Origin of the sequence: Mycobacterium pinniadriaticum, assembly GCF_026242045.1 — a bacterium.
Taxonomy (GTDB): Bacteria; Actinomycetota; Actinomycetes; order Mycobacteriales; family Mycobacteriaceae; genus Mycobacterium; species Mycobacterium pinniadriaticum.
In genome coordinates, this window is sequence record NZ_JAPJDO010000012.1 from 46,580 (window position 1) to 62,074 (window position 15,495).

Sequence of the window (15,495 nt, forward strand, 5' to 3'; positions counted from 1 at the left end):
ACAGTGCTGATTGCTCACGGCGACGGAACCAGCACCGGGGGCTGCGGTGGTGTCGGGGTTGGTGCCAACACAGCCGGATTTTGGACGATGAACGGCTCCGTTCCCGGCGGCGGAGGGCCCGGTTCGCGCGGTGCCCCTGGCGGCGGTGCCGGCGGCAGATCCGGGTACAACGGTGTTCCGTCCGGTGCGTACTGCTGCGCGCCGTAGGGCGGCCCGCCCGGGTACGGCACCGGCCCAGGCGCCGGACCGCCCTGATAGCGGACGCTGGGAGGTTGGGGCGCTCCCCTCGTTACCGGGAAGAAGTTGGCGTATCCGGGGAAGCCGATGCCGGGGTTGGGCCGGACATCCATACCGGTACCCCAACCGGTGTTGGTGATGAGGTAGCGCTGCGGGAAATTTTTCGAGACGTCCGGCAGGGATCCGCAGCTCGGCGCGCCACCGGGACCGCCCTTGGCGCCGACGATGGGCAGATTCGCGGGGAATTGGTAGAGATCGTCGCCGAACAGAAGCGCGGTGTCGAGGATCAGCGATTTTCCGTTGGCGCCGCCAGCGATGTCGCCGAACCCGTCGTCGAGGACCTTCTTGCCACCGACCAACATGCATGTCAGCTGAGGGTTGTACTTCATCAGCAGTCGCGTCGTCGGCTCGAGCACATTGATGGCCTTGACCAGATTGTCCTTGTTCGGGCCCAGCAGATTGATGCCGTCATTCGAGAGCCCGATGACACTGAGCAGCAGGGCATCCAAGTTGGAGGCGTTACTGGTGATCGTTGCGCTCGTGGTGCTGGCGGCGTCCAGCGTGGCCACGATGCTTTTGGCGGCGGCGCTGTAAGTATCGCTGAAACCTTTGAGCGCCCGCCAGTCCCGTCGGAAGGTGTCAGCGCGAGGATTCAGTTCCGTCAGCACTTGGTTGCCATCGGTGATCGCTTCGCCGATCGCCTGGCCTTCGCCACGCAGGCCGACGGCGACAGCCGAGAGCACCGAATTGAGCTTGGCTGGATCAACCTGTGCGAGCACGCCGGTCAGATTCTGGAAGACGGTGTTGACCTCAGTGCTGACGTTGCGCGACTGGATCACCATCCCGGCCGAAAGCCGTTGCGGGCTCGGATCACTGGGATAGATGAGGTCGACATACTTGGCGCCGAATGCGGTAGTTGCCCGGATCTGTGCTTGAACGTTGGCCGGAATGTACTTGAGCTGGTCAGGCTCGATCTCCAGCCGCAATGTGACCGGCGCCCCGCCGACCGTAATCGAACCCACCCGTCCCACCTGCACGCCGCGCATCTTGACTTTGCCGCCCGGCTCCATTACCAGTCCGGCTCGATCCGAAGTGAGCGTCACGGGTACGAACGATGTGAACGTGCCAACGAACATCGCGTAGGTCAGGAAGACCATTGCGGCCAACGCCATCAACAAGATCAGGGTCCACCAACCCTGATGTACGCGCTTATCTCGCCGTGATTCCATGCGTTAGTCCGACAGGTGGAAATTGCCGGTTTGGCCGTAGAGGGCCAGTGAGACGAACAGGGTGACGAACACCGCGGCGATGAGGCTGGTGCGGACGGCACGCCCGACCGCCTCGCCGACGCCCGCCGGCCCACCGCTGGCCGTGAATCCGTAATACGTGTGCACCAACATCACCACGACGGCCATCGCGATCGCCTGCAGGAACGAGTAGACCAGATCGGTCGGGTTCAGGAATGTGTTGAAGTAATGGTCGTAGACGCCAGTCGATTGCCCGAACAACGCCGTGGTGCCGAACCGAGTCGCCAGGAACGCCATCAAGACGGCTACACCGTACAGCGGGATGACCACGATGACTCCAGCCAGCACCCGACTTGAGGCGAGGTAGGCCACTGAACGGATGCCCATCACTTCCAGGGCATCGATTTCTTCGCTGATCCGCATCGCGCCCAGTTGCGCGGTTGCCCCGGCGCCGATGGTGGCGGCCAGGCCGATGCCGGAAACCAGAGGCGCGACAAGGCGAACATTCAGAAACGCCGACGTGAAACCGGCCAGTGCATCCACGCCGATGTCGGAGAGCTGATGGAAGGCCTGAACGGCGATCAGGGAACCGGCCGACAATGTCAGGAATCCGACGATGACGATCGTACCGCCGATGATGGCAAGGGCCCCCACCCCGAGACTCATCTGGGCGATGAGCCGTACCATCTCAAACCGGTAGTGCACCACAACATCCCACGTGCCCCGGATGGTCTCGATATAAAACTGGGTCTGTGCACCGATCCGGTTCCAGGTGTCAGCCCAGCCGGCGAACGTGCGACGTATGCGCGGGAACTGCCTGCTCGCGACGGTCATACAACGACCTGCAGCGACGCGGCGGTAGCGATGACGTTGATAACGAACAATGCCATGAACGTGTAGACCACGGTTTCGTTCACCGCGTTACCCACTCCTTGGGGTCCACCGCCCACCGAGATGCCCTTGTAGCAGGCAATCAAGCCGGCCGTCAGACCGAAGATCGAGGCTTTCACCAAAGACGTTATGACCTCAGGGGTTCCGACCAGCAGCGTGAGTCCCGCCGCGAAAGCACCCGGGGTGACGTGCTGGAAGAACACTGAGAAGAAAAACCCGCCGACGATGCCGACCAGCGTCACGACGGAGGCCAGCATCAACGAAACGATGGTGGCGGCCAGCACGCGCGGGACCACCAAGGCCTGAATCGGGTTGATCCCGAGCACCCGCAGCGCGTCGAGTTCTTCGCGGATCGTGCGGGCACCCAGATCCGCGCACATCGCGGTGGCACCGGCCCCCGCGATCACGAGAACCGTAACAACCGGCCCGATCTGGGTCACCGCGCCCAGCGCGGCACCGCTGCCGGAGAAGTCTGCCGCCCCGATGTCGGTCAGCAGGATGTTGATCGTGAACACCGACAGTACGGTGAAAGGGATCGCCAGCATCATCGTGGGCACCAGCGCAACCCGCGCGACAAACCATGTCTGCAGGAGGAGCTCTCGCCACGCGAAGGGCGGTTTGAACATCAGGACCATTGCGTCCATTGACATGGCGAAGAAACCGCCGATAGCACGTACCGGTCTCAATGATGCATCCGGCAAATTCAGCACTGCTTCCCCTCACGCATGTCGCGACGGCGCGACGGACTCAGATGACGGTGGGCGGATGCTAGCGACGAATCAGCGAGACGGGAAGGTGTTCGTACTGATTAACCGCGGTCGACGGCAACCGTTCAACCGGTCCGGCGATCTCCCATCGCTGGTAGCGCTCGATCAGCCCCTCCAGGGCGATGCGAATCTCGGCGCGGCCCAACATCGCCCCGATGCACCGGTGCAGGCCCCAGCCGAACGACAGGTGCCGCTGCGGCTTAGATCGACCCACATCGAAGGTATCCGGGTCGGTCCAGATCTCCTCATCGCGGTTGCCCGACCCGTACAGCATCACCACGAAATCGCCTGCGGCAATGGGCTGGTCGCGGATGACCACCGGCTCAGTGGCCCGGCGCCCGAAGTGAATCACCGGGGCGACGAAACGTAACAGCTCCTCTGTGGCGTTGCCGATCAACGTCGGCTCGGCGACCAGCCGGTCCCACTGATCCGGGTACTTGGCGAAGGTCACCATGGAGCCCGAAAGGGTGTTGCGGGTGGTGTCGTTGCCCGCAACCATGACCGAGAAGCAGATGGCCACTGCGGTCTGCTCGGTCAAGAACTCGCCATCGACCTGCATGTTGGCTACCGCCGACATCAGGTCTTCACGGGGATTTCCCCGCCGCTCGGCCAGGCTCTGCACGAAGTAGGCATACATCTGCCCCAGGTCGTCGATAGCCTGTTTCTCCTCGGGGCTGCCCGCGGCCAGCGCTCCGCCCAGGTTGAGCATGAAGGAGTCCGCCCAGCGCCGCACGTCATCCCAGTCCTGCGGCGGCACGCCCAGGAAATCGGCGACGACGCGGACGGCGAGAGGAACGGAGACAGCCTCGACGAAGTCGACCGGTTCGCCCGCTGGAAGTTGATCAAGCAACTCACCGACGATTTTCCGGATACTCGGTTCCAGGTCGACCATCCGCTTTGAGCTGAAGGCAGGCGTAATCAGGCGCCGGAAGTTGGTGTGCCGAGGCGGGTCGCTCATAAAGCCCGCGCCGGCTTGCTGCGCCCCGCCCGGATCCCGTTCCGCGGTGCGGGCCGGGTTGGCGGCGTCCGGGATGAACAGTCCATCGACGGTAGTGAAAGGCGGGTTCGGCTGGCCCTCGACCCAAGCGATGTCTTCGTACTTGGTCAGTGCCCAGAAGTTGCCGGCCTCACACCAGAAGACCGGCGCCTCCTTCCGCAGCCTCGCGTACGTGGGATAGGGATCTCCCAGGTAGAAGTTCACATCGTCGAGGCGGGCCTCCGCGGCGAGGTCATCGCCCAGCACCGGCGCGTCCATCTCATCTCCTCTGGGTCGGAATTTGGGTGGGGGTCCGCCGCTCAGGCGGGGCTGCTTGCCGGGGCGTGTTCCGTCTCGACGACGATGTCGAAATCGATCGTGAGGAAGGATGAATAGCTCTCTAGCCCACGTGCTTTCAATTCCTCGGGATCCTTGTGTTCGATGGGAGACACTTCCAGACTGCTCTGGGCGTTCTCCCCGGGATCGTTTTCGCCGAGATAGGGATCGCCCTTGAAGTACATCTGGGTCATGAACACGCCGCCGGGCAGATCGTCGTGCCAAATCTTGAAGTGTATGTGCGCCGGCCGGAAATGAGCCTTGCCCAGGGCGTCCCAGATATCCAGGATCGGCTGGGGAATACCCGGGGTCATGTACGGCACCGGCTTGATCGTGCGGAATTCGTAACGCCCCTGGGCATCACAGCTGAACTTGCCGCGAAGGTTCCAGTCCGGCTGATCGTCCAGCCCGAAGTTCGAGTAGATGCCCGTATCGGCGCAACACTGCCAGACATCGAATTCGGCGCCAGATAGCGGCGTACCGTCCAAGGAACGCACCTGCCCGCTGATGATCAGCGGAGTGCCGGGCTCGTTCTCGCGCTGAGGCAGGACGTAGGAGGGGCCGGGCCCGACGGGTGCCAGGATGGGCGCGCCCGGCACGTAGAGCGGGCCTTCCGGATTCGAGGTGGTACCCGGCCATTCGTCATCCGCGGACTCGTCGGTCATCTTGTCCAACCAGACGTCGAAGAACCCGTGCACGACGCCCATCTTCTGTAGTTCCATCACGACCTGGCGGAATCGCTCATACTCTTCGTGCGTGATTCGCTTGTCCCGGAAGACCTTGGACACCGCGTTGACAAGTGCCTCCTTGATCTCGATCAGCCTGGGGCTGAGCTTCGACTCGTCAGGCACGAAAGGCGCGTCGGGGTCTTCTGGACGCCATTTGGTCACCGGGGCAGCGGTGGACATCGAAGGGCTCTCTCTTTCCAGGTGGGTAAACTAACTGATGCAACAGTATGTGACCACTGCTACAAAGGCAAGCCCCGGGCCAAGTGCTCGCGACACGGGCGGGGGTCCGAAAACATAGTCTGTGAGTGGCCCTTTAGCTGGGCATTCGCTGAATTTTCAGATGTGCGGGCATGGTACGACGTGAGGGTTTGATCACGACACGATGACCCGGTGCCTGTTGTCGCCACCTGTGGTGGATGGTGGTAACCGAACTATCCTCGGCATGTTGTCGAACACGCCGAAATCCTCGCCGAGCAGCAATGTTTCCACCTCAATGGCGTTCCCGGCGGTGGGCTGGTCGGGTTCTTGTATAACTAGTTGTAGAGTTAATTCTCGTCCGGGCAAGGAGTCCTCGATGGTCCAGATCAGCGAACGCAAGGTGGTTGTCGTGGGTGCGTCCCGGGGTATCGGCCGCGTCGTCGCCCTGTACCTGGCCCGCCATGGCGCACACGTTGCGCTCGCCGGTCGCAGTGTTGAGTTACTTGCCGAAGCCGTGGCAGTGTACCCGGATCAGTGCACCACCGTCGGCTGCGACGTCCGTGATCCCGACTCGTGCGACGCGGCGATCGAGCAGGCCGTCGCTGCTCTAGGCGGGCTCGACGCTCTGATCTACGCGGCCGGCGTGACGCACTTCGGCGAGATGGCGCAGACGACCGCGGAGCAGTGGCACACCGTGTTCGACACGAATATCATTGGGGCAGCGGTTGTTACGCGCGCAGCCCTTCCCCACCTCGGTGCGGCCGAGGGTAATGCCGTGTACTTGTCTTCGCATTCGGTTTCCCAGCAGCCGCCGTGGGCCGGTATCGGGGCGTATATCTGCAGCAAGACGGCGCTCGAACGGATGGTTCAGTGCTGGCAGCACGAGAATCCAGAAGTTGCCTTCACCACCTTGGGTGTCGGTCCGACTGTCAGTACGGTCCGCGACAGACAACCCGAGGGCAGTCGCTTCGGGGCGATCTGGGCGCAGCGGGAGCTGATCAACGGCCGGCAACTCGACGGCGCGGAACACGCGGCGATGATCACCCACATTCTGAGCAGTCCCGCCCGGTTCACGTCGACGACGATCGTGCCGCGGTGATCGCCCCCGCACTCAGCGCGCGATGTAGACTTCCAGGAACCTTTGGATCATGGGGTTCAGTTGTGCTGGGACGCTGCGGTTCTCGAAATGCCCCGCCCCGACGGTATGCCCAATGACAACCTGCGGGCACAGCTGTCTGATCCGATCCAGGTCGGCGTACTCTCCGGTTGGGCGGGAGAACGTGAACAGTGCGGGAACCCGCACCGTGGCCAATGCCGCCTCCCCATCCCAGTCGATGAATGCCTCTTGCACAGCGGCCAGCACGTGTGGTCGGGTGGACCGCGCGGTACGTCGGTATTCGTCGCCGAGTCCGGGCGGGTCGAGCGGCCCGATCTGAGCGTTCACCAGCATCTCAATGGCCTCGGCGGCCGAGGGCCCACGCAACATCTCTGCCAGGGTGCGGATCGTGGAGTCCTGTGCCCGGTTGGCGATCACGGACCGATTGAGCACGGCGATACCGCTGGCAAGCTCGGGGTGTCGAGCGGCGGCCTCGACGGCAATCCCGCCGCCCATGCTGCAGCCTACGAGAAACGGCTTGTCGAGACCCAGATGGCTGCACAGCCAGGCGACGTCGTCTGCGAGATCCGCGGGCCGATACTGGCCGTCTGCGGCCTCGCTGCTGGCACCGAAGCCGCGTTGGTCAAGGGTCACAACGCGATGGTCGGCGGAGAACTCAGTGACCTGAGGCGCGAAGAACGTGTGATCGGAGGCGGCCGGGTGGAGAAAGACGATGGGTGGATCACCGTTGCCGGACTGCTCGAAATAGAGCTCGAGACCGTTCCTGTCGGCCCGGCCGGCTCGCGCTTCGGCAGTCATCGCAGTCCGTCGAAGGTCGAGGCGGTCAAACCTTGCTCTTTGAGTTCTCGGTACACGGGTGACTCCTCGGAGTACAAGTACGGGCGCATGTCCCGGTTGTAGGCGGTGTCGGCATATTCCCGCATGGTGATGATCCGGCCGTCCTGGACGCGCAGGATGAAGCAGTACACCATCTCGTATGGCCGATTGTCGGCAAGCGTGCCCTCATTGCGGAGTTCCAGCACCACCTGATCGCCGGCACTGATGCAATCGACGACAACGAAATCCATTGGTGTGTCGTGGATTCCCTGTTCGACCATCCTCAATTTCGCTTTGAAACCGGCCATCGGGTGTTCCCGGTACGGGAAGGATCCACCCCAGTGCGTGCCCTCGTCGTCGAGGAGGTCGATGGCGTCGCCGAACCGGCGTTCTCGAAGGGCAGCGAAGAACGCCAGGCCGACGTCCTTCGCTCCTCGGGAGATACCCATTTCTGTATGCGGTCAAGGCAACCGCTCGTCAGTCTTCGAGCCGGAAAACCTCGCGGGCGTTGAGTTCGGCCATCATGAGCGCCTCGTGATCGGGGACGTCTTCCATCATCTTGGCCAGTTCCTTGCGGCTGTCGGGCCAGCTGCTGTCGGAGTGCGGATAGTCGGACTCCCACATGATCTGGCCGACGCCGACCTTCTCCCGCACCTCTTTGCTGATGGTGTCATCGATGAAGCAGCCGTAGATGTGCCCGGCGACCATCTCCGAGGGCAGCATGCCGTGGTCGATCTGGGGCTGATATCCCCTGTGCCGCTGCCACATCCGGTCGGCGCGCTCCATGGTATACGGCATCCATCCGACGCCGCCCTCGGAGAGCACGACCTTGAGGTCCGGGAACTTCACGAACGTCCCGGAGTACATCAGGTCCAGCATGGCGCCCATGGAGTTGGACGCGACCATGCACATGCTGACGGCCGGCGGCATATCAGGTCCGGTCACCGGGGTGGCACCCGAGGTGCCGACGTGCGGGCACAGCGGCATCCGCGCTTCCTGAGCCGCGGCAAGGACCGGATCCCAGTACCCGCTGTGCCAGGACGGCAGGTTCAGCGCTGTCGATGAGGGGTTTTCGGGGAATCCCAGACCGCGGGCGCCTTTCGCTGCGGTGCGCTCGATCTCGGCGACACACAGGTCCCTGTCCCATAGCGGCAGGACGGCGACCGGAACCAGCCGGTTGGGTGCGAAGCCGCAGAACTCATCGATCAAGAAGTCGTTATATGCCTGGACACACAGCAGTGACAGTTCCTTGTCCTTGCCGAATAGGAAGCGGGTGCCTGCGTAGCGGGCGAACGTGGAGAAGCACACCTGGGCGTGCACACCGTCGGCATCCATGTCCTTGATGCGCGCCGCGGGGTCATAGCAGCCAGGGGTCATGTTGTCGAACCGGACCGGCTCGAGGTTGAGGTGGATGTCCTCCCTACCCGCTGTCGCGGAGACGCCGTGCGTGACATAGGACTGGCCTTCGTACAGCCACACCTCATTGCCCGCTTCGGGGCCCTCGGTCTGCTCGATGACACGCGGGCCGACGTCTTTGTACTTCTCAGGCAGTCGGTCTTGCCACACATTCGGGTGCTCAATGACATGGTCATCAACCGAGATGAGTTTGGCGGTCTCAGGAAGCATGTTCGACCTTTCTCCCTTTTATTAGTCGACAAGTTAATTATTACGGTCGTCCCAGACCGCCGTCAAGGGGTCCCACACCAACGAGCCCTACGTGACGACACCGGCGATCTTGAGTTCGATGATGTGTTCGTCGTCGTACCCAAGCTGTTGGAGGATCTCGTCGGTGTGTTCGGCGAACAGCGGGGCCCTGGTCAGGGTCGGTGGTGTTTCGTTGAACTGCACCGGATTCGCGACCAGCTCACGGGGCTGACCGTCGGCATCCTCGATGGTCACGATGTAGCCGTTGGACCGCAGTTGGTCATCGCGGCCCGCTTCGATGCTGTTCTGCACCGGCGCCCACTGACCTCGCAGCGTCTGGAAGACCGCGACCCACTCCGCGAAGGTTCTCCCCGCCAGTTCGGCGCGCAAGATCGCGGCCGCCTGCTTCGCATTGGCCATCAGGTTCTCCGCAGTGTCGAACCGTGGGTCCTCGGCCAGGTCCGGTCGGTCGATGTGCGCGCAGAAATCCCGCCAGTACCGTCCAGGTTGCAGGAAGCTGATGTTGATCCAGCGGTCATCGGAGGTTCGGTAGTCGCCGGCCAGCGGATTCGTTGGGGCGGTAGTCAATTCATCACGCAGCGAGGCGACAGGTCGGGTGGTTCCGGTGAGCAGGGAGATGTCGATCGCCAGGCCCATGGCCCATGCGCCGACACTGAGCAAGGACACGTCCAGCACTGCGGGCTCACCGGTCTGGACTCGGGAAAAGAGCGCCGCCGCTATCCCCCCGGCGATCGTCATACCTCCGATGGTGTCGCCGTAGGCCGGCCCGGGCATCGACAGCGTCCGGGGGCTGTCGGGCGGTGTTACCCCCGCACCGCTACCCATTCGCGCCCAGAACACGCTCGAGTCGAATCCACCTTCGCTGGAAAGCGCGCCCTTGTTGCCGTACGCGGTTGCCCTGACGTAGATGATGGCCGGGTTGGCGCGCCGAATCTCCTCGGCGTTGACCTTCAGTCGGTCGCGGGCATCCGGCAGAAAGTTGGTGATGAACACGTCGCACGTGGCTGCCAGGGCGTAGAGGATCTCTCGACCCCTTTCCGAACCGACGTCGAGGCCGATACTGCGCTTACCCCGGTTCGGATGTTCCATGATCGGTTGGAAAGAGCCACGTCGCTCGCTGTTCCACCCCACCCGGATCCCGCGCTGCGCGTCACCGGTCTCTGCATGCTCCACCTTGATGACGTCGGCGCCCCAGTCGGCGAGCACCGCGCCGGCGGTGGGAGCGAAGGTGTACTGAGACAACTCGAGCACACGAACGCCCTGCATCGGGCGGTGTGACATGGGCACTCTCCCTAGGATTAGGGCTGACAGATGTGGGGCGAATAACCCCCACTGAGAGTCTAAGCTTATATTACTAGTTAGTCGTACAGTTAATTCTTTCACCGATGCTGACGGAGGCACCGTGTATGAGTTCAAGGGTCAGTACATCAGCGGCGACTGGACCAGCCCCGGCGGCGACCTCGGCGAAGTAATCAATCCCGCTACCGAGGAAGTGATCGGTACCGCGGCCATCGGTTCAGTCGCCGACGCCGAAGCCGCGGTCGGGGCTGCCCGCACGGCATTCGACGAAGGCCCGTGGCCACGGATGTCCCCGCAGAAGCGCTGTGACATCATGGCCCGTTTCTACGACATCCTGACCGGGCAGCAGGACACGTTGGAGCACTTGATCGTCGCCGAGGCCGGCGCGACGTACCCACTCGCGAAGTTCGCCCACATCGGGATTGCGATGGACCACTTTCGATTTGCGTTGGACGAAGCCCGCACGCGGCGACCTGTCACTCCCCTGCCACCGACGGTCAGCCAGGGGGTTGGCGGTCCGGGCAGCCTTGGCTCCGCTGTCACCGTGCGCGAACCGATCGGCGTGGTCAGCGCGATCACCGCATTCAACTATCCCCATCTGATCAACCTCGGCAAGATCGTCCCCGCGCTGCTGATGGGCAACACCGTCGTCCTGAAGCCGTCGCCGTACACGCCGCTGCAGGCGCTCACGCTGGCTGACATCGCCACCGAGGCGGGTGTTCCGGCCGGCGCTCTGAACATCGTCACCGGCGGCGTCGATGTCGGTCGAGTGCTCACATCCGACGGCCGGGTAGACATGGTGTCCTTCACCGGGTCCCCCAGCGTCGGTGTCTCGGTCATGGAACAGGGCGCGCCGACGATAAAGAAGGTCCTTCTCGAACTCGGCGGCAAGTCCGCGTTGATCGCCCGCGCTGACATCGACGTCGACCGCGTCGCCGAACAGGCCGCGATGGGTCTGACCTACCAGGCCGGCCAGGGCTGTGGACTGTGCTCGCGGTTCCTGGTGCACAACTCGATCCTGCCCTCATTCGTGGAAAAGGCTGCCGCGGTCTTGAGCTCGATCCGGATCGGCGATCCGGCCGACCCCGCCACCCAGATGGGACCGCTGATCCGCGAAGTTCAGCGTGAACGGGTCGCCAGTATGGTCGATGCCGCGGTGCGACACGGTGCCGTCGCCGTGACCGGTGGTCGGATTCCAGAGCACCTCTCCAAGGGGTTCTTCTACGAGCCGACTCTGCTGACCAACGTCGACAACGGGGCTACCATCGCCCAGGAAGAGGTGTTCGGCCCGGTGGGCGTGGTGATCGGCTTTGACACCGACGACGAAGCGATTGCCATCGCCAACGACTCCCGCTACGGCCTGTCCGGAGCCATCTGGTCCGCCGATTCTGCGCGTGCGTTCGAGATGGCCCTGCAGATCCGCACCGGAACCGTGAAGATCAACGGCGGCTCGGCCGTGGAGGCTCCGTTCGGCGGCTACAAGTGGTCGGGCATCGGCCGCGAATACGGCACCGAGGGCCTCGATGAGTACACCGAGACGAAGGCCATTTCATACCGGGCCTGAACCGCCGCCCTTTCTGAAACCCCGAAGCACCAACCGAACTCAGGAGTGACGCATGCGTCTGGAAAACAAGGTTGCCATCATCTCCGGTGCCGGCCAGGGCATCGGCAAGACCTACGCGCGGCGATTTCTCGACGAGGGCGCCAGGGTCGCGGTGGTCGACATCGACGACGAACGCGGCGAGTCCGCCGTGGCCGACTTGCAGGGTGCCGGTGAAGTCGCGTATTTCCATGCTGACGTTTCATCGGAGGAGTCGACACTGCAGTGCGCCAAGGCTGTCGCCGACCGATTCGGCGGCATCGACGTGCTGCTCAACAATGCGGGCATCTACTACGACATGGACTACGGCGACCAGAGCTACGACTACCTCAAGAAGGTCTTCGACATCAACTGTCACGGAGCGTGGTTGATGACGCGCGCCGCGGCGCCGTACATGGTCACCGGCGGCGGCGGTTCGATCATCAACATCTCTTCCACTGGCGCCTACCTCTACCTGAAGGGTGCCCCCGCGGAGTTCCCCGGCGTCAGTTCGTATGCCTATCCCTGGAGCAAGTGGGGCGTCATCGGCCTGACCAAGATGTCCGCGGGCGAACTCGGCAACTGGGGCATCAGGGTGAACTGCATCGCCCCAGGCGTCACGCTGACCGAGGCCACGAAAAAGCAGGTGCCCGAACATCGAATCGCCCAGATCATCGCGATGAGCGCGTTGAAGCGGACGCTGGCACCCGAGGACCTCACGGGCACGGCGGTGTTCTTTGCCAGCGACGACTCGGCCCTGGTCACCGGTCAGGTGCTGTGCGTCGACGCCGGCGCCGTCATGCCCGGCTAGGAGCGTGGGTAGCAGACCATCGAAGTTGGGGCCCGCAGCGTCCATTCTGTTGTCAGGGCCCGTTGCCAATAGCCGTGCGGCGCGTTCTTCTACGAGCTTTCGACGCTCACCGGAACGTTGGAGTAGCCGCTGACGTTGGCGGCCGTCACCCGGCGGCAATTCGTCTCGTCGACCTCGTAACGTGGCCATCGCCGACTGATTTCCTCAAAAGCGATGCGGGTTTCGAGCCGCGCCAGCGCAGCACCGAGGCATGCGTGGATGCCGTGGCCGAAATGCACCGAAACAGGCTGGGTCCGAGTGACATTGAAGCGATCCGGGTCATCGAACGCCCGCTCGTCGCGGCAGGCGGCCCCCGTCAGCAGCAGGACCGGTGCCTGAGCGGGAATGGTGTGGCCCGAATACGTAGTCTCCTCGGTGGCTAACCGACCGACATACTGGGAGGGCGCCCAGTAACGGATGACCTCGTCAACCGCCTTGGGGATGATCTCGGGATTCTCGACGATCTTCACCCACTCGCCGGGGTTGCGGTAAAAGAGGACGACTCCGTTGCCGATGGCTTTGGCGACGGTCTCGGCGCCCGCGCCACCGAGCAGCACGCCGAAGGAGGAAATCTCCTTGTCGGTGAGCTGCGTTGCTCCCTCGGCCTCGCCTCGGTCGATACTCACCTCGACCAGTCGGCTCATCATGTCGTCGGCAGGATGCCGCCGCTTGTCTTGGGCCAGTTCGTGGAAGTACTCGTGGAGTGAGCCGTAGGCAGCGATGCCTTCCGGTGACGGACTGTGCTCGCCTTCCTCACGGTGCAGCACCAGGTCGAACCAGTGCCGAAGCTGCTCGCGGTCGGCTTTCGGGACACCGAGCATCCCGGAGATGACCTGGATAGGAAAGGGCGCAGAGAAGTCGGCGACGATGTCGAACTGGTCCCGGCCCTCGAACTGGTCCAGGTAGCCGGTGATGATCTCTCTGATCATCGGTTCCAGACCCGCTACGGCTCGCGGGGTGAAGACGCGATTGACGAGTTTGCGCTGTCGGGTGTGCTCGGGCTCGTCCATCCCGATGATGCTCGATTGGTTGACGAAGTCGGGCTTCAACAGATCCCACAGCCGCACCCCGTGGGCACTACTGAGCACTGCCGCATCGCGATGTGCGCGCAGCACATCGTGATATCGCGACAGCGCGTAGAACCCGTACTGCTCGCTGTAATAGACCGGGGCTTCATCACGAAGTCGCTTGTAGGTCGGATATGGGTCAGCGAAGAACTCCTGCGACAACGGGTCGAAATCGATGTTGCTACCGGACAGCACGTCGGGCATCTGCTTGTCTCCTTCTCCTGGGCTGGCACGGAGGCTGTCTACTTCCGGGCTCACTGTGACATGGGTTCAGGTGTTGGTCACCGAGGGTCGCCGGTCAACGGGCGACTGCCGAATTGCGGAATAGCTTGTCGCGCGGGAGATCCACCTCGCGTGGCAATCCGAGCACCCGCTCGGCGATGATATTCCGCTGCACCTCGTCGGTGCCGCCGGCGATGGATCGCGCGGGCGCGCTCAGCAGAAGGTTCACCCACTTTGCACCCACGGAATCAGCACCTTCCCAGGCGAGGGCTTGCGCGCCGGCGATCTCGGCGGCAAGGGCCGCGGTGTGCTTGGCGAAGCGCGCAGTGGCCAATTTGGCAACCGAGCCTTCCGGGCCGGGGTCAGCACCCCGCAACACTGCTTCCCGAACTCGCTGTCCGATCAAGCCCAGAATCATGTGCTGGGTGTAGATGCTGGCCAGCCGGTCGCGCACGACGGGGTCGTCGTGGCACCCACTGCTGCGTGCCATTCGGAAGACCGCTTCCACCGTGGCCTGCTGGTCGGGGTCGCCCCCGCCCCCGAGGGCCACTCGCTCGTTCATCAGCGTGGTGATCGCTGTCTGCCATCCTCGGTTCAGCTCGCCGACTATCTGGTGCTCGTTGATCGCCACGTCGTCGAGGAAGACCTCGTTGAAGTGCTCACTGCCATTTATCTGGCGAAGTGGGCGCACCGTGACGCCCGGTGCCCGCATGTCCAGGATGAACATCGTCAGTCCGCGATGCTTCGGCAACTCGGGCGCGGTGCGCGCCAGAAGTAGGCCGAAATCGCTGTAATGCGCACCCGAACTCCAGACCTTCTGTCCGTTGACGATCCATCGGGCGCCGTCCCAGACTGCGGTCGCACTGATGTTAGCTAGGTCCGATCCGGCGCCGGGCTCGGAGAACAGTTGGCACCAGATCTCTTCGCCACGCAGCATCGGTCCGATGTGGCTCTTCTGTTCATCACTTCCGTGCGCCAGCAGCGTCGGCCCGCACATCCCGAACGTGATGCTGAACACGACACCGGTGGGTAGATCAAATGGTTCGGCCGCAGCCGACAGAGCCATCTCATGGGCAAGGGTCAGGCCCCGTCCCCCGTGCTCGCGCGGCCACCGCACGCCTGCCAGGCCGGCGTCGTACATCTGTCCCTGAAACCGCTTTGCGGCGGCCACTCGATCCAGTTCTTCCGCCCGGCTCGCGCCGGGGGCAGCCGGCCCGCCCTGCGCCCGGGCCGGCGCGTGAGAGTCGAACCACGCCGCGGCGTGCTCGCGGAACGCCTCCACGCTTTCCGACGCAACATTGGCACCGGTCGCGGGTGCTTGGAACGCAACCATGAGATAACTATATCAGTAGTTAATTTACACGGGCTCGCCTTTCAGCGTCGCTGCACCGAAGGCACACGTCCGCCACAACGCTGCGACTATGTCGTTGCGGGCGCCGCGCCCTCTCCAACGCCACTGGGCAGGCACTTTCCGGCGGGCCAACTCGTATGTCTGACGCT

Annotated in this window: 14 protein-coding genes; 3 read left to right on the top strand and 11 right to left on the bottom strand. The window is 63.5% G+C overall.

The features are described from left to right. Positions 1-14: 14 nt before the first annotated feature. The 5 genes from ORI27_RS15665 to ORI27_RS15685 form a co-directional block, all read right to left on the bottom strand. A complete protein-coding gene (locus ORI27_RS15665) occupies positions 15-1,466 on the bottom strand; it encodes an MCE family protein (protein ID WP_265997930.1) in 1,452 nt (483 codons plus the stop codon). A 3-nt stretch (positions 1,467-1,469) separates the two neighbouring features. Then, complete coding sequence (locus ORI27_RS15670; protein ID WP_265997929.1) at positions 1,470-2,318, bottom strand: ABC transporter permease; 849 nt, start codon at positions 2,316-2,318, stop codon at positions 1,470-1,472. Further along, positions 2,315-3,025 (bottom strand): MlaE family ABC transporter permease, encoded by a 711-nt coding sequence (locus ORI27_RS15675; RefSeq protein WP_265997927.1) that lies wholly within the window; start codon positions 3,023-3,025, stop codon positions 2,315-2,317. The genes ORI27_RS15670 and ORI27_RS15675 overlap by 4 nt, the downstream gene beginning before the upstream one ends. Positions 3,026-3,143: 118 nt before the next feature. After that, positions 3,144-4,397: a cytochrome P450 gene (locus ORI27_RS15680; RefSeq protein ID WP_265997925.1), complete on the bottom strand. Its 1,254-nt coding sequence runs from the start codon at positions 4,395-4,397 to the stop codon at positions 3,144-3,146. Between the two features lie 41 nt (positions 4,398-4,438). Continuing rightward, on the bottom strand, positions 4,439-5,362 hold the full coding sequence (locus tag ORI27_RS15685) for a dioxygenase family protein (protein WP_265997924.1): 924 nt from the start codon (positions 5,360-5,362) through the stop codon (positions 4,439-4,441). A 265-nt stretch (positions 5,363-5,627) separates the two neighbouring features. Here ORI27_RS15685 and ORI27_RS15690 point away from each other — a divergent pair, with 265 nt between their 5' ends. Then, positions 5,628-6,479 carry an SDR family oxidoreductase gene (locus ORI27_RS15690; RefSeq protein ID WP_265997923.1) on the top strand — a complete coding sequence of 284 codons (852 nt, stop codon included), beginning with the start codon at positions 5,628-5,630 and terminating at the stop codon, positions 6,477-6,479. A 12-nt stretch (positions 6,480-6,491) separates the two neighbouring features. On the opposite strand, the gene ORI27_RS15695 is transcribed toward ORI27_RS15690, so the two are convergent. From ORI27_RS15695 to ORI27_RS15710, 4 genes are all read right to left on the bottom strand, one after another. Continuing rightward, a complete protein-coding gene (locus ORI27_RS15695) occupies positions 6,492-7,295 on the bottom strand; it encodes an alpha/beta fold hydrolase (protein ID WP_265997922.1) in 804 nt (267 codons plus the stop codon). Further along, entirely contained in the window at positions 7,292-7,762 is a 471-nt protein-coding gene (locus ORI27_RS15700; protein WP_265997921.1) for a nuclear transport factor 2 family protein, read from the bottom strand. The genes ORI27_RS15695 and ORI27_RS15700 overlap by 4 nt, the downstream gene beginning before the upstream one ends. A gap of 28 nt (positions 7,763-7,790) precedes the next feature. Continuing rightward, positions 7,791-8,939, bottom strand: a complete 1,149-nt coding sequence (locus ORI27_RS15705; protein WP_265997920.1) for an amidohydrolase family protein — start codon at positions 8,937-8,939, stop codon at positions 7,791-7,793. Positions 8,940-9,026: 87 nt separating this feature from the next. Next, positions 9,027-10,259: a CaiB/BaiF CoA transferase family protein gene (locus ORI27_RS15710; protein ID WP_265997919.1), complete on the bottom strand. Its 1,233-nt coding sequence runs from the start codon at positions 10,257-10,259 to the stop codon at positions 9,027-9,029. A gap of 121 nt (positions 10,260-10,380) precedes the next feature. Here ORI27_RS15710 and ORI27_RS15715 point away from each other — a divergent pair, with 121 nt between their 5' ends. Both ORI27_RS15715 and ORI27_RS15720 read left to right on the top strand, forming a co-directional pair. Beyond that, the gene (locus ORI27_RS15715) at positions 10,381-11,841 is read left to right on the top strand and encodes an aldehyde dehydrogenase family protein (protein WP_265997918.1); all 1,461 of its coding nucleotides are present in this window, start codon (positions 10,381-10,383) and stop codon (positions 11,839-11,841) included. A gap of 52 nt (positions 11,842-11,893) precedes the next feature. Then, the gene (locus ORI27_RS15720; RefSeq protein WP_265997917.1) at positions 11,894-12,667 is read left to right on the top strand and encodes an SDR family NAD(P)-dependent oxidoreductase; all 774 of its coding nucleotides are present in this window, start codon (positions 11,894-11,896) and stop codon (positions 12,665-12,667) included. An 89-nt stretch (positions 12,668-12,756) separates the two neighbouring features. Here the strand turns inward: ORI27_RS15720 and ORI27_RS15725 are convergent, their stop codons facing one another. Beyond that, positions 12,757-13,977: a cytochrome P450 gene (locus ORI27_RS15725; protein ID WP_265997916.1), complete on the bottom strand. Its 1,221-nt coding sequence runs from the start codon at positions 13,975-13,977 to the stop codon at positions 12,757-12,759. 94 nt (positions 13,978-14,071) lie between these two features. Further along, a complete protein-coding gene (locus tag ORI27_RS15730; RefSeq protein WP_265997915.1) occupies positions 14,072-15,328 on the bottom strand; it encodes an acyl-CoA dehydrogenase family protein in 1,257 nt (418 codons plus the stop codon). Positions 15,329-15,495 lie beyond the last annotated feature (167 nt).

What these genes read in the sequence shown, in the direction of transcription:
- ORI27_RS15665 (WP_265997930.1), bottom strand. Translation starts at nt 1,466, where the DNA reads ATGGAATCACGGCGAGATAAGCGCGTACATCAGGGTTGGTGGACCCTG.
- ORI27_RS15670 (WP_265997929.1), bottom strand. Translation starts at nt 2,318, where the DNA reads ATGACCGTCGCGAGCAGGCAGTTCCCGCGCATACGTCGCACGTTCGCC.
- ORI27_RS15675 (WP_265997927.1), bottom strand. Translation starts at nt 3,025, where the DNA reads ATGTCAATGGACGCAATGGTCCTGATGTTCAAACCGCCCTTCGCGTGG.
- ORI27_RS15680 (WP_265997925.1), bottom strand. Translation starts at nt 4,397, where the DNA reads ATGGACGCGCCGGTGCTGGGCGATGACCTCGCCGCGGAGGCCCGCCTC.
- ORI27_RS15685 (WP_265997924.1), bottom strand. Translation starts at nt 5,362, where the DNA reads ATGTCCACCGCTGCCCCGGTGACCAAATGGCGTCCAGAAGACCCCGAC.
- ORI27_RS15695 (WP_265997922.1), bottom strand. Translation starts at nt 7,295, where the DNA reads ATGACTGCCGAAGCGCGAGCCGGCCGGGCCGACAGGAACGGTCTCGAG.
- ORI27_RS15700 (WP_265997921.1), bottom strand. Translation starts at nt 7,762, where the DNA reads ATGGGTATCTCCCGAGGAGCGAAGGACGTCGGCCTGGCGTTCTTCGCT.
- ORI27_RS15705 (WP_265997920.1), bottom strand. Translation starts at nt 8,939, where the DNA reads ATGCTTCCTGAGACCGCCAAACTCATCTCGGTTGATGACCATGTCATT.
- ORI27_RS15710 (WP_265997919.1), bottom strand. Translation starts at nt 10,259, where the DNA reads ATGTCACACCGCCCGATGCAGGGCGTTCGTGTGCTCGAGTTGTCTCAG.
- ORI27_RS15720 (WP_265997917.1), top strand. Translation starts at nt 11,894, where the DNA reads ATGCGTCTGGAAAACAAGGTTGCCATCATCTCCGGTGCCGGCCAGGGC.
- ORI27_RS15725 (WP_265997916.1), bottom strand. Translation starts at nt 13,977, where the DNA reads ATGCCCGACGTGCTGTCCGGTAGCAACATCGATTTCGACCCGTTGTCG.
- ORI27_RS15730 (WP_265997915.1), bottom strand. Translation starts at nt 15,328, where the DNA reads ATGGTTGCGTTCCAAGCACCCGCGACCGGTGCCAATGTTGCGTCGGAA.